At 69.1% G+C, this 13993-nt stretch carries 10 protein-coding genes; 4 read left to right on the forward strand and 6 right to left on the reverse strand.

What is annotated here, in order from left to right; all coding sequences use genetic code 11:
* Nucleotides 1-59: 59 nt before the first annotated feature.
* The 5 genes from ONR57_RS04545 to ONR57_RS04565 form a co-directional block, all read right to left on the reverse strand.
* Nucleotides 60-776 (reverse strand): AAA family ATPase, encoded by a 717-nt coding sequence (locus tag ONR57_RS04545; RefSeq protein ID WP_265121810.1) that lies wholly within the window; start codon nucleotides 774-776, stop codon nucleotides 60-62.
* Entirely contained in the window at nucleotides 773-2170 is a 1398-nt protein-coding gene (locus ONR57_RS04550) for a Mu transposase C-terminal domain-containing protein (protein WP_082937603.1), read from the reverse strand. Before ONR57_RS04550 ends, ONR57_RS04545 begins: the two co-directional genes overlap by 4 nt.
* 7 nt (nucleotides 2171-2177) lie before the next feature.
* Entirely contained in the window at nucleotides 2178-2774 is a 597-nt protein-coding gene (locus tag ONR57_RS04555; protein WP_064441666.1) for a recombinase family protein, read from the reverse strand.
* 460 nt (nucleotides 2775-3234) lie between these two features.
* A complete protein-coding gene (locus ONR57_RS04560; protein WP_265121811.1) occupies nucleotides 3235-4011 on the reverse strand; it encodes a FadR/GntR family transcriptional regulator in 777 nt (258 codons plus the stop codon).
* Between the two features lie 104 nt (nucleotides 4012-4115).
* On the reverse strand, nucleotides 4116-5912 hold the full coding sequence (locus ONR57_RS04565) for an L-lactate permease (RefSeq protein ID WP_265121812.1): 1797 nt from the start codon (nucleotides 5910-5912) through the stop codon (nucleotides 4116-4118).
* 397 nt (nucleotides 5913-6309) lie between these two features.
* On the opposite strand from ONR57_RS04565, the gene ONR57_RS04570 reads away from it, so the two are divergent.
* From ONR57_RS04570 to ONR57_RS04585, 4 genes are all read left to right on the forward strand, one after another.
* Nucleotides 6310-7209 carry a (Fe-S)-binding protein gene (locus ONR57_RS04570; RefSeq protein ID WP_064441662.1) on the forward strand — a complete coding sequence of 300 codons (900 nt, stop codon included), beginning with the start codon at nucleotides 6310-6312 and terminating at the stop codon, nucleotides 7207-7209.
* Nucleotides 7206-8939, forward strand: a complete 1734-nt coding sequence (locus ONR57_RS04575) for a lactate utilization protein B (protein ID WP_064441660.1) — start codon at nucleotides 7206-7208, stop codon at nucleotides 8937-8939. The genes ONR57_RS04570 and ONR57_RS04575 overlap by 4 nt, the downstream gene beginning before the upstream one ends.
* The gene (locus ONR57_RS04580) at nucleotides 8936-9577 is read left to right on the forward strand and encodes an LUD domain-containing protein (RefSeq protein WP_064441658.1); all 642 of its coding nucleotides are present in this window, start codon (nucleotides 8936-8938) and stop codon (nucleotides 9575-9577) included. The genes ONR57_RS04575 and ONR57_RS04580 overlap by 4 nt, the downstream gene beginning before the upstream one ends.
* A gap of 184 nt (nucleotides 9578-9761) precedes the next feature.
* The gene (locus ONR57_RS04585) at nucleotides 9762-13214 is read left to right on the forward strand and encodes a pyruvate carboxylase (protein ID WP_265121815.1); all 3453 of its coding nucleotides are present in this window, start codon (nucleotides 9762-9764) and stop codon (nucleotides 13212-13214) included.
* 119 nt (nucleotides 13215-13333) lie between these two features.
* Here ONR57_RS04585 and ONR57_RS04590 read toward each other — a convergent pair whose 3' ends face one another.
* Nucleotides 13334-13951, reverse strand: coding sequence for a recombinase family protein (locus ONR57_RS04590; protein WP_265121817.1), 618 nt, complete (start codon nucleotides 13949-13951; stop codon nucleotides 13334-13336).
* Between the last annotated feature and the right edge of the window lie 42 nt (nucleotides 13952-13993).

The raw sequence follows: 13993 nt of genomic DNA on the forward strand, positions 1-13993 counted from the left end.
ACACCTCCCAGTACCAGCCGGCGCTGGGAGAACCCGCCCTCCACTAAAGCCGGGGCGATTCAGCGTTCGAGGAGCCGGAAGTTGCCGCGGGTGATCCGTGCGATGGCTGCGATGGCTTGGGCGTCGGTGAAGTCGTCGGGGTCGAGGGTCTTGCCGAGGGATCGCCAGTGTCGCTCGAGGACGAACAGCAGTTCGTCTTGTCCCAGGGGCCGGTACTGGTGGGCGAAGCCGACTCGGCTGTAGAACTGGGGGTAGTGGCTGAACTGCTTCTCCAGGCCGGGCATGCCGATCAGGATCAGGGCGATGTCGTCGCGGTCGTAGCGATCGCGCAGCAGTTCCAGAGCGGCGGGACGCAGTCGTTCGGCCTCGTCGACGATGATCAGCTCCACGTAGTTCCTGCCGTGTCGCCATCCCCAGGCCTCGGGAGTGGCCGTGCCGGGAGGTACGAGGTGCTGCTCGATGCACATGTTGGTGCGGGTGATGGCTTGGGTCAGCTCGTCCTTCAGGGTCCGCGGGGTGGTCAGCACGCTGGGGGTGTAGAGCACGGTGCGGCTCCGGTTCAAGGCGGCGTAGATCTTGGCGTCGTTGTCGGAGCGCGGCCCCCAGTAGGTCAGCAGGTCATGAGCCTTCTCGTAGTGTGCGTAGCGGCGCGCGGAGAGTGTCTTTCCTACGCCGGCTGATCCGAAGCACAAACCGATGGTGTGCCCGCGGCGCACGGCGTCGGCGAACTCGGTGAAGCGGCGGTGCTCCTTGGTGACGATGAAGCGCTGGCTCACCTGAGGTCCTCCTTGTAGATCTTCAACGCCGACCTCGGCGCCGGAGCCGGTGCTTCGGTGATCCGTGGCGTCTCGGTAGGTGCGGCCACGAGGGCGATGCGTTCGTTGATGCCGGCTCGCAGCGCCCGGCGGCGGGCGTTGCGCGCGGCCTGGATCTCCTTGAGGCTGACCTTCTGGTCGTGGTGCTCTTGGTTGACGGCCTTGCAGACGAATTCGTCGTGATCGAAGACGCGGATCTCGGTGATGTCGCGGGGGTCGTAGCGGATCACGACCGAGCGTCCGACGTAGCCGGCCAGAGTTGGCGAGACGTAGCGCAGGCCCTGGAAGCGGATGCCATCGCGGCGCACGACGCGGGTCTTGGCGACGGTCAACAGCAGTCTGTCGAGGTCTTCCAGGCTCTCGGGCATTCGGGGCAGCCAGCCATCGGCGATCCACGCGCTGCGCGGGGAGGTTCCGAGCTCGCTGTGCGTGCGGTCGTTGTAGGTGGCCACGAACGCCTCCAGGGCGCTATCGAGGGCGGCCAGGGACAGTTTCGGTGTCGGCCAGGGGTGCCCTTCGGTGATGTGTCCGGGCAGGGTGGCGAGTAGCTCGGTGTTGATGGTGCCGAAGAACCGCTCGATCTTGCCCCGTCCCTGGGGTCGGGCGACGGTGGAGTGGATCAGTCGGATGTGGAGGTCGACGGCGGTGTGGGCGAGCTGGTCACTGGTGAAGTCGCTGCCGTGGTCGACGTAGAGCACGTCGGGCAGGCCGCACATCGGCCAGGCCGGGTCGGTCTTGTGCCAGATCGCTTGGCGCAGCGCCAGGGCGGTGTTCATCGCCGACGGTGCGCCCAGGAAGACTGTGTAGCCGCAGACCGCCCGGGAGCAGTCGTCGAGGATCGTTGTCAGCCATGGCCGTGCGGGCTTGCCGTCGGTGCCCACCACCAGGATGTCGAGCATGGTGTGATCGGATTGCCACATCGCGTTGGGCAGCTCTGCTTGCCGGCGTAGCACCAGCTCGTGCTTGTCGCGGTAGGACGCTGCGCCCTCCAGGGCGAGGGTGACCATGCCGGGATCCAGGGTCCGCACGATGTCCCACACCACCGAGTAGGAGGGGACCGGCCATCTCCGGGCGGCGCAGATGCCGGTGACTTTGCGGTGGATGGTGGCGATGGCCGGCCGCGGCTTGCTCAGTGCCAGGCCCTCGATCAGGTGGACGAGGTCGGGCGGAAGGCGGCGGGAGCCGGTGTCCGCTCGCGAGGCTGTCTCCAGTCCGGCGTAGCCGTCGGCGCGGTAGCGGGCGTGCCAGCGCTCCAGGGTCCGCAGCCCAACATCGGTCTCGCGAGCTAAGCGCGCGAGGGGCACCTGGTCCTCGACGTGGAGCCTGAGGATTCGCCACCGCGCTCGAGCGTCCACGACGCACCTACTGCAAGGCGTTCTCGCGCCCGCGCTCGGCGCGCTGAAGGGCGCGGTAGACCGTGGAGCGGCCCACGCTGAACAGCTCGGCCAGCTCGCCCACGGTGTGCTCGTCGGCGGCATGTAGCTGGACGAGGTGAGCTTCTTGCCGGGGGGTGAGTTTCGGTGACTTCCCGCGCAGCCGGCCCTTGGCCTTGGCGACCTTCATCCCCTCGCGGGTGCGGGCACGGATGAGGTCGGCTTCGAATTCGGCGACCATCGCCAGCACGTTGAACAACAGTTTCCCCATCGGGTCGGTCGGGTCGTACACCGATCCGGCGATGCTCAGCTTCACTTCCCGCGCCGCGAGGTCGTCGGCGATCTGGTGGGCATCACGGACCGAACGCGCCAGCCGATCGAGCTTGGTGACCACGAATGTATCGCCGTCCCGACACGCTGCCAGCGCCTGCTGCAGGCCCTCACGGTCGGCGTTGCGGCCCGTGAGCCCGTGATCGACGTAGATGCGCTTGGGATCGACGCCGAACGCCGCGAGTCCGTCACGCTGCGCGGTCAGGTCCTGCTCGTCGGTGGAGACTCGGGCATAGCCGACCTTCAAGGGGGACATGCTCCCCAGTGTGTCATATAGCCTCCCTTCACCGGACAGTTCACCGGACGGGTCTTACGGGACAGCCCGCCAGGCGTGCCGTCGTTCCTCTCTGTCAGGTTCAGAAGTGGGCTTCACTAATGTCAGAAGCGCGCTGCACTCGATTCCCCCGTCGTCTCCGCGTCGATGAGTAGTCATCGACAGCGACCTTGATCAGTCCGGCTTCACGCCGGTGGGATGCTCGGTCCAGCCTTGTTCTTGTTAGCCGGTTCTGTCACACGGTCCGGCCCGGCGAGCCCGTTGAGATCTGGTTCGTCGAAGGTCACTGATGTCGCGGGCTGCGCGCGGGAGCTTTGCCTCGACGGGGTGCCTTCTCCTAGCAGGGAGGAGCGAGCCCCGGGCCTTTCCATTCTCTCCGGTCAGGCCTTAGCGGTGTCTGACTTGGGTGCTGGTTTTGGGGTGGTCCTGGAGGGATGAAGCGTTAGGAACGCTGTGCGGCGCTTGCCGTGCCCGTCGGAGCAGGGGTGGCCTGGTCGTCGGTGCCGTTGTGGTCTTCGCTGAGGCTGTAGAACCAGGTGATGTGGTGGTGTAGGGCGTCGGCGGCGTCGTGGCCGCGTCGGTCTCGGAAGGCTTCCAGGATGGTTTTGTGCTGGTCTTGAAGGGTGCACCGTACGTCGGTCCAGTTGGGTAGGCCTGCGACGGTTTCCTGGACATAGCTGATGGTGGCCTGGCGGAGGGAGTCCATGATGGTTTCGACCACCACGTTTCCGGCCAGGGAGCTGAGCAGGGTGTGGAACTGGGAGTCGTGTTCGTGGAACCACCCGGAAGGCAGATCCGGGTCATCCATGGTCTGGAGCAGTTCAGCGGCCTGGTTCAGGATTTCTGACCGCTGATCGGAGTCTGGGGCGGCGGCTGCGTCGAGGGCCGACTGGGTTTCCAGCAGGAGTCGTGTTTGGACGATGTCCTGGACGGGCAGGGAGCGGGTGGCGATGTGCATGCGCAGCGCCCAACCCAGGGCCTTGGAGGGTTCGGAGATGACCACGGCGCCGGCGGAGGGTCCGGAGCCGGTGGCCGAGCACACCAGGCCCATGGCGTCGAGGATGCGGACCGCTTCGCGGACGGAGGCGCGGGAGATCCCGAATTGTTCGGCGAGGTGGCGCTCTCCGGGCAGTTTGTCGCCCACGCTGAGGTGTCCGGTGCGCAGTTGGGCCTCTATCCAGTCGAGGACCAGGGTGTAGGCGGCGGGGGCTGATGGCACGGACGGCTCCTGGGGTAAAGGGGTAGGACCTCATTCTAGAGAGGCTCACCGATCCCCGGACCGTGGGCTGGTCTGGCCCACAGTCCGGGGATGGGCCCGCGGGTTTAGGTCCTCACCCGCTCGGTCCGGAGCGGGGCGGGGGTGTTGTGCCGCATCATCCACCACGCGACTAGGGCCAGCCCGGCCAGCAGCAGGACGAGCATGATGGTCCCGGGGTTGGCCCCGAGGCCGTGGATGAACAGGTAGGCCACCACACCGCCGGCCAGGCAGTAGTAGGTGGTGACCAGGATGGTCTGGCGCAGCAGGTCACCCTCTCGGCCCAGGAGGCCGACGGTGGCGGAGGCGGCGACGATGTTGTGGATGGAGATGGGGTTGCCGCCGGCGCCACCGACGGCCTGGGCGGCCACGACGAGTTCGGGTTGGGGCACGCCGATCTGGACGCCGGTGGAGAACTGGAACTGGGAGAAGGTCAGGTTCGAGACGGTGTTCGATCCGGCAACGAAGGCGCCCAGGGCCCCGATCCAGGGTGCCAGCAGCGGCCAGGCGCCCCCCGAGATCGCCGCGGCCCCTTCGGCGAGGGTGACCGGCATGCTGGACAGTCCCGAGGCGTTCAGTTCCGGGCCGGACTGGATGAGTACCCGCACCAGGGGCAGGGCGAAGAGCAGGGCCACGGCGGTGCCGGCCAGCTGGCGACCCGAGACCTTCAGGGTGCGCAGGACCTGTTGGCCGTTCATGCGGTGCAGCAGGTAGGCGAATACCGCGGAGAGGATCAGCAGCAGGGCCGGAGAGTAGAACGGTTCGATGCGGGTGCTGACCCCGGTGCCGAGGATGTTCTCCACAGGGATGGCCAGGCTGCGCAGGAACTCGGTCACGGGGGTGACGATCCGGGTGATCACCAGCAGTGCGGCGAGCAGGGCGTAGGGCGCCCAGGCCCGGACCAGGCTCATCTTCCGGGACACCGGCGGAACCTTCTCGGGGTCCAGGGTCCCGGTCCAGCGCCCGACCCAGGAGTCCCGGGGGCCAAAGTCGAAGTGGTCCTTGGGCATCAAAAAGCCCTTGCTGGAGGTGAACATCACCAGTGCCAGGCCGATCAGCCCGCCGAACAGGGACGGGAACTCCGGGCCGAGGAAGCGGGCCACGAGGGTGTAGGGCACGGTCATGGCCAGGGAGGCGTAGATCGCGAAGGGCCACACGGCCAGCCCGTCGCGGAAGCGGCGCTCGGGTCCGAAGAAGCCGGTGAGCAGGCAGACCAGGATCAGCGGGATGAGGATGCCCACGATCGCGTGCATGACCGCCACGGAGAACCCGATCGAGTCAACGAACTCCGGCATGCTCAGCCCAAGCACGCTCGCCCGTTCGCTTACCGCCGGGTCACCGCCCAGCCCGTTGGCCACCCCGACCAGGATGGGGGTGCCGACCGCCCCGAAGCTCACCGGGGTGGACTGGACGATCAACCCGACCATGACGGCGGCCATCGCGGGAAAGCCCATCGCCAGCAGCAGCGGGGCCACGACCGCGGCCGTGGTGCCGAACCCGGAGGCGCCCTCGATGAAGCTGCCGAAGAGCCAGCCGATGATGATCGCCTGGACCCGCCGGTCCGAGGAGATGTTGTCGAACCCGGCCCGGATGGTGGCCATCGCCCCGCCCACGGTCAGGGCCGAGAGCAGCAGCAGGGCCCCGAAGACGATGTACAGCAGGGTGAGGGCCACGATGAGGCCCTCGATGGAGGCGGCGATCACCCCGGCCGGACTCATCTGCCAGACGGTCAGCGCGATGGCCACGACCGCCACATACCCCACGGGCATGGCGTACTTCGCGGGCCAGCGGAATCCGGCCAACAGCACGCCCACCAACAGCAGGGGCAGCAGCGCTAGAAGGCTCAGCACGGCGAGATTGTCCACGAGGGGTGTCCTTTCTGGGGGACAGGATCTGGCGGGGCCCGCCATCGAGGCGCAATGCCTCGACGCCGGCCGGCAGGGGTTGCAGCGAAAGGATCCCGACACCGCCCCGGCTGTGGTCGGACCACAGTGGTCAGGCCACATAAGTTATATGAGGTGCATCACACCGGTCAACCCCCACCGGCGCGGCGTGCCGTCGGGCGGGCCACCGGACACCCCGTCTGGCCCCTCGTTGGGCGCCGCCCCTGGGTGGCACCCGGACGCTCGGGCGGGCATCTAAGGGGGCGCTAGAACCGGACGCCGGGAGAGGGCGTGGTTGTGCGGTGCCTCACACTGCCCTACAGTGGTCAGACCACACGGTCTGCTGGGCCGTCCAGCACTGCTCCCCGACGGAGGTCGCATGAGAATCGCCTTGTTCGCCACGTGCATCGTGGACGCGATGTACCCGCGGGTCGCCCTGGCGACCGTGCGGGTCCTGGAGCGGCTGGGCCACGAGGTGGTGTTCCCGCCCGGGCAGGGGTGTTGTTCGCAGATGCACGTCAACAGCGGCTACCTACAGGACGCGCTGCCGGTGGTGCGCAACCACGTGAAGGCCTTCAATGCCGCGGACTACGACGTCGCGGTGGCGCCCTCGGGGTCCTGTGTGGCCTCCCTGGGGCACCAGCAACCGATGGTCGCCCGGGCCGGCGGGGACGAGGATCTGGCTCGGCGGGCCGAGGCGGTGGCCGGGACCACTTATGAGCTCTCCCAATTGCTGGTGGACGTGCTCGGGGTGTCCGATGCCGCCGAGCAGCTGGGGTCGTGGTTCCCGCACACGGTGACGTATCACCCGTCCTGCCATGGGATGCGGTTGCTGCGCCTGGGTGACCGGCAGAAGGACCTGGTGCGCTCGGTGGCCGGGGTGGAGTTCACCGAGTTGCCCGACGCCGAGGAGTGTTGCGGGTTCGGCGGCACGTTCTCGTTCAAGAACCCGGATGTGTCCGCGGCGATGGCCGAGGAGAAGATCGGCAACATCACCGCCACCGGCGCCCAGGTCTGCACCGGTGGGGACGCCTCCTGCCTGATGCACCTGGGCGGGGCGATCTCCCGCACCGGTGCGGGGGTGGCCACCGTGCACTTCGCCGAGATCCTGGCCTCCACCCGGCAGAACCCGCTGGAGGTGACCGGGCCGGTGGAGCTGTCCATCCCCGGCCCGACCGGACGACGCCACCGGACCCAAGCCGCCACCGGTTCGACCGCCGGTTCGGCCAGTAGTGATGCCCCCGCGGCCGTGGCCGCCGATTCAGGAGAGAGCCGATGAGCCGCACCGCCCTCGGGATGCCCGCCGTCCGCCCCGTGCGCGGGCACGGGAATCTGCACGCCGAGACCGCCTTCCCGGCCGCGGCCCGGGCCGAGATGGGCAACACCCAGATGCGGGCCAATATCCGCCACGCCACCCACACGATCCGCGGCAAGCGCGCCAACGTGGTCAACGAGCTCCCGGACTGGCAGGCGCTGCGCTCGGCCGGTTCGGCCCTCAAGGAGTCGGTGATGGCGAACCTGCCCGAGCTGTTGGAGCAGTTCGAGGCCAACGTCACCGCCCGCGGCGGCACCGTGCACTGGGCCCGGGACGCCGCCGAGGCCAACCGGATCATCACGAACCTGGTCCAGGCCACCGGCAGCACCGAGGCCATCAAGATCAAGTCCATGGCCACCGCGGAGATCGACCTGGAACGCCACCTGGCCGAGCACGGGATCACCGCGACCGAGACCGACCTGGCCGAACTGATCGTCCAGCTGGGCCACGACCGTTCCTCTCACATCCTGGTCCCGGCCATCCACAAGAACCGCCACGAGATCCGCGAGATCTTCCTGCGGGAGATGACCGAGACCGACGAGACCCTCACCTCCGAGCCGCGCGACCTGGCCGAGGCCGCCCGCGCCCACCTGCGCGAGAAGTTCCTCTCCACCAAGGTCGCGATCTCCGGGGCGAACTTCGGAGTCGCCGAGACCGGCACGCTGACCGTGGTGGAGTCCGAGGGCAACGGGCGGATGTGCCTGACCCTGCCCGAGACGCTGATCACCGTGATGGGCATCGAGAAACTCGTCCCCACCTTCGCCGACCTGGAGGTCTACCTGCAGTTGCTGCCGCGGTCCTCCACGGGTGAGCGGATGAACCCCTACACCTCGATGTGGACCGGGGTCACCCCCGGGGACGGGCCCCAAGACGTGCACGTGGTGCTGCTGGACAACGGCCGCTCCGCGGTGCTCTCGGACCCGGCCGGCCGCTCGGCGTTGCACTGCATCCGCTGCTCGGCCTGCTTGAACGTGTGCCCGGTCTACGAACAGGCCGGCGGACACGCCTACGGCTCGACCTACCCCGGCCCGATCGGGGCGATCCTCTCGCCCCAGCTGACCGGGATCACCTCGGCGGAGAACGCCTCCCTGCCGTACGCCTCCACCCTGTGCGGGGCCTGCTACGACGTGTGCCCGGTGAAGATCAACATCCCCGAGATCCTCGTGCACCTGCGCGACGAGGACGTGCGCACCAAGCACGGCCAGCGCCCCGCCGTCGACGCGGTCCCCACCGAAGACGGCGCCACCGCCGCCCTTCAAACTCCGGCCGGCCCCCAAGCCGCCGCCGAGAACACCGGCGGTGGCCGCAACACCGGACCGGCGTCGGGACCGGCCCCGGGCCGGGTGCGCCGGTTGTTCCAGCGGCTGCCGCACCCGCCGTCCGAGATGGACCTGATGATGAAGGGCGCCTCGATGGTGATGTCCTCCGGACGGCGCATGGCCCTGGCCGAGCGGGCCCTGCCCTTGGGCCGGGCCGTGGCCGGCCACGACCGACGCATCGGCTGGCTGCCCGGCATGGCCGGCGGCTGGACCGACGTCCGCGACATCCCAGCACCGCCCCGCGAGTCCTTCCGCAACTGGTGGGCCCAACACGCCGACGAAACGCAAGACCGGGTCCGCGCGGACGGGACGGTACCCGACACCGACCCAGCCCAACCTACCGACCCGCACCAGTTGAAGGAGGGCGACCGATGAGCACCGACGCCAAGACCGAGATCCTGGCCCGCATCCGCGGCGCCCTGGCCGACCAGCCCACCGCCCCGACGGTGGAACGCATCTACCGGACCGTCTCAGACCGGCCCGCCGCGGAAGTCCTGGAGATGCTCGAGGACCGGCTCGTCGACTACAAGGCCACGGTCCACCACGAGAACGTGGAAACCCTACCGGCACGCATCACCGAGCTGCTGGGCTCATCCGCCCGGTACGTGGTCCCCGCTGGCCTGGACCCATCCTGGCTGCCGGCCGACACCGACACCCTCCAGATGATCCGGGAGTCCACGGATGAACGCGGACAGGTGCTCGGGGTCCGAGAACTCAATGCCGTGGACGCCGTGGTCACCTCCTCCACCGTGTCCTGCGCCGAGACCGGCACGATCTTCCTCACCGCCCGCCCCGACGAGGGACGCCGGGCCATCAGCCTGGTCCCGGACCACCACATCTGCGTGGTGCCGGCCGCATCGGTGGTGGAACTGATCCCCGAGGCCCTGTCCCGGGTGGAGCCCATCGCGCCGATCACCATGATCTCCGGACCCTCGGCCACCTCAGATATCGAGCTCGAACGTGTCGAGGGCGTCCACGGCCCACGCCGGCTCGACGTCATCCTGCTCGGCTAATACCCCCACCCCGAGGCCTGCCGGCCGTCGGGACCTGCCGGCCAGTGGCCTGCCCGCGGTGGGGCCGATCACCGCGGCGGGGCCTCACCGCGCCCCGAGACCGGGTGGTGCCCGGCCTTCCTGTACCTTTCGACAGCTCCGTGCGCCTTCCGGGTGCTCACGGCAGCGGAACGGAGTGATGTTCGTGTTCCAGAAGATCCTTGTGGCCAATCGCGGCGAGATCGCCATCCGGGCGTTCCGGGCGGCCGTCGAGCTGGGGGCCCAGACCGTGGCGGTCTTCCCCTATGAGGACCGCAACTCCCTGCACCGGCAGAAAGCCGACGAGGCCTACCAGATCGGCGAACGGGGCCACCCGGTCCGGGCCTACCTGGACGTGGAGGAGATCCTCCGGGTCGCCATCGAAGCCGGGTGTGATGCGATCTACCCGGGCTACGGTTTCCTGTCCGAGAACCCGGAGTTGGCCCGGGCGGCCGCGGCGGCGGGCATCACCTTCGTCGGCCCGGCGGCGGAGATCCTGGAACTGGCCGGCAACAAGGTGCAGGCGCTGCGGGCCGCCAAGCGGGCCGGGATCCCGACCCTGGATTCCTCTGAGCCGTCCTCGGACGTGGAGTACCTGCTGGGCGAGGCCGAGCGGATCGGGTTCCCGGTCTTCGTCAAGGCGGTAGCCGGCGGCGGCGGCCGGGGCATGCGCCGGGTGGAGACCGCCCGGGAACTGCCCGAAGCCCTGGCCGCGGCGATGCGCGAGGCCGACACGGCCTTCGGGGACCGGACCATGTTCGTGGAGCAGGCAGTGTTGCGCCCGCGGCACATCGAGGTCCAGGTCCTGGCCGATGCCACCGGCGAGGTAGTGCACCTGTTCGAACGGGACTGTTCGGTGCAGCGCCGGCACCAGAAGGTCGTGGAGATCGCCCCGGCCCCGAACCTGGATGAGGAGATCCGTCAGGCCCTGCACACCGACGCGGTGCGCTTCGCCCGTGAGCTGGGCTACGTCAACGCCGGCACGGTCGAGTTCCTCGTGGACACCGCCGGGGACCGTGCCGGTCAGCACGTGTTCATCGAGATGAACCCCCGCATCCAGGTCGAGCACACGGTCACCGAGGAGATCACCGACGTCGACCTCGTGGCCTCCCAGCTGCGCATCGCCGCGGGCCAGACCCTGGATGAGCTCGGGATCCGGCAGGAGGACCTGCGGATCCGGGGCGCGGCGATGCAGTGCCGGATCACCACGGAGGACCCGGCCAACGGGTTCCGCCCCGATGTGGGTCGGATCTCCGCCTACCGTTCGGCCGGCGGGGCCGGGGTGCGCCTGGACAGCGGCACCGTGTACGCGGGCGCACAGATCTCCCCGCACTTCGACTCGATGCTGGTCAAGCTCATCTGCCGCGGCCGGGACTACGCCACCGCCGTGCGCCGAGCCCGGCGCGCCCTGGCCGAGTTCCGCATCCGCGGGGTGGCCACCAACATCCAGTTCCTCCAGGCAGTGCTGGCCGACCCACAGTTCCTGGCCGGGGACGTGGCCACCGACTTCATCGAGTCCCGCCCCGAGCTGCTCCAGGCCCGGGTCTCCGCCGACCGGGCCACCAAGGTCCTGACCTGGCTGGCCGAAGCCACGGTTAACCAGCCCCACGGCCCTCGGGTCGAGGGCATCGACCCGCGCACGAAGCTGCCCCATTACCCCGGGGACAAACAGGACGAGCCGATGCGCTCCCCCTTCGACGGGCCCTCCGGGCACACTCCGCCGACGGGGTGGCGCCAGGTCCTCCAGGACACCGGTCCCGTCGGTTTCGCCCGGGCGTTGCGTGCACAGCAGGCGGTGGCCGTGACCTCCACGACGTTCCGGGATGCCCACCAGTCCCTGCTGGCCACCCGGGTGCGCACCCGGGACCTGCTGGCCGCCGCCCCGGCCTACGCCCACACCCTGCCCCAGCTGCTCTCGGTCGAGGCCTGGGGCGGGGCGACCTACGACGTCGCGCTGCGGTTCCTGGGTGAGGACCCTTGGGACCGGCTGGCGCGCCTGCGCGAGGCGATGCCGAACATCCCCATCCAGATGCTGCTGCGCGGGCGCAACACGGTCGGCTACACCCCGTACCCGACCGCAGTGACCGACGCCTTCGTCACCGAGGCCGCCTCGACCGGGGTGGACATCTTCCGCATCTTCGACGCCCTCAACGACGTCGAGCAGATGCGCCCGGCGATCGAGGCGGTCCGGGCGACCGGTACCGCGGTGGCCGAAGTGGCCCTGTGCTACACCGGCGACCTCAACAACCCCGCCGAAGACCTCTACACCCTCGACTACTACCTGGACCTGGCCGAGCAGTGCGTCCAGGCCGGCGCCCATATCCTGGCGATCAAGGACATGGCCGGACTGCTGCGCCCGGCCGCGGCCACGAAGCTCGTCACCGCCCTGCGCGCACGGTTCGAGCTGCCCGTGCATCTGCACACCCACGACACCGCCGGTGGGCAGATGGCCACCGTGATGGCCGCCGTGAATGCCGGGGTCGACGCGGTCGATGTCGCCGACGCCTCCATGGCCGGCACTACCTCCCAGGTCTCAGCCTCGGCCCTGGTCGCCGCCCTGGAACACACCGAGAGGGACACCGGGATCCCGCTGGACGCCGTCGCCGCCCTGGAACCCTATTGGGAGGTCATCCGCCGGATGTACGCCCCGTTCGAGTCCGGCCTGTCCGCCCCCACCGGGCGGGTCTACCGGCACGAGATCCCCGGCGGACAGCTATCCAACCTGCGCCAGCAAGCCATCGCCCTGGGCCTGGGCGAACGGTTCGAGGCCATCGAGGACATGTACACCGCCGCCAACGCCATGCTCGGCCGGCTCGTGAAGGTCACCCCGTCCTCCAAGGTCGTCGGCGACCTGGCCCTGCAACTGGTGGGCATGGGCGTGGACCCGGCCCAGTTCGAGGCCGACCCGCAGAGCTTCGACATCCCCGATTCGGTCATCGCCTTCCTCGCCGGGGAACTGGGCACCCCGCCAGGGGGCTGGCCCGAACCCTTCCGTTCCAAGGCGCTCCAGGGCCGCAACGTCAAGGTGGGCGTGACGGAGCTGTCCGCCGAGGACACCGGGGCACTGGCCGCCGACTCAACGACCCGGCGGGCCACCCTGAACCGGTTACTTTTCCCCGGCCCGACCCGGGACTTCGAGACCGGCCAGGCCAAGTACGGAGACCTGTCCGTGCTGCACACCCGCGACTTCCTCTATGGCCTCACCACGGAACACGAACACGTGATCTCCCTGGGCACCGGCGTGCGCCTGCTGGTGAAATTGCAGGCGGTCTCCGAGGCCGATGAGAAGGGCATGCGCACCGTGATGCTCACCCTCAACGGCCAGCCGCGCACCATCGACGTGCGAGACACCCACGCGGCTTCCATCGTGCCCGAGACCGAGAAAGCTGACCCCACCGCCCCCGGCCACGTTGCCGCACCCTTCGCCGGTGCCGTCACCGTCACCGTCACCGAGGGTGACACCATCGAGGCCGGAACCCAGGTCGCCACCATTGAGGCCATGAAGATGGAAGCCGCGATCACCGCACCCGTCGCCGGCACCGTGCAACGCGTCGCCCTTACCGGCGTCACCCAAGTCACCGGTGGAGACCTCCTGCTCGTGCTGCGCACGACCGACTAACAGGCCTCTCCCGGACGGGGCGCCCGTGACTGTCTGAGCGACGGATGAGAGTGGGGCACCGCTGCAGCGCGCTCCGCCAAAAGTGCTCAACCCCGCCTTCCCCGAGCACCGCAGGGTGGTCAGCGGCGTTGGGCCAGCACCTTCTGTCCGGCTTCGCGCAGTTCCCCGGTGGGTGAGACGTGGCGGTAGAGCGTCTGGCGGGTGATGCCGAGCTCCTTGCACAGGGCCCCGACGTTGGTGTCCTTGTTCCCCATGGAGGCCATGGCCAGGCGGATCTTGGCCGGGGTCATCTTGTGGGGCCGGCCGCCGGTGCGGCCCCGGGCGCGGGCCGAGGCCAGGCCGGCCTTGGTGCGTTCGGAGATCAGCTCGCGTTCGAACTCGGCCAGCGCGGCGAAAATCCCGAACACCAACTTGCCCGAGGCGGTGGTGGTGTCGATCGCCGCGCCCTGGCCGGTGAGCACCTTCAGGCCCACACCGCGCTCGGTGAGCTCGTGCACGATGTTGACCAGGTGCCGCAGGTCCCGGCCGAGCCGGTCCAGCTTCCACACCAGTAGGGTGTCCCCGTCCCGCAGCGCCTTCAGGCAAGCGGCCAGGTGGGGGCGGTCGTCGGTCTTGCCGGAAGCCTTGTCCTCGTACAGGGCTTTCGGCTTCACGCCGGCTTCGAGGAGGGCATCGCGTTGTAGGTCGGTGGTCTGGGACCCGTCGGCCTTGGACACCCGCATGTACCCGACGAGCACCGTGCACCTCCACTGTCATTTATTTGTTCGTTTTCGTGACAG

Source organism: Hoyosella sp. YIM 151337, from assembly GCF_026041215.1.
Taxonomy (GTDB): domain Bacteria; phylum Actinomycetota; class Actinomycetes; order Mycobacteriales; family Mycobacteriaceae; genus Hoyosella.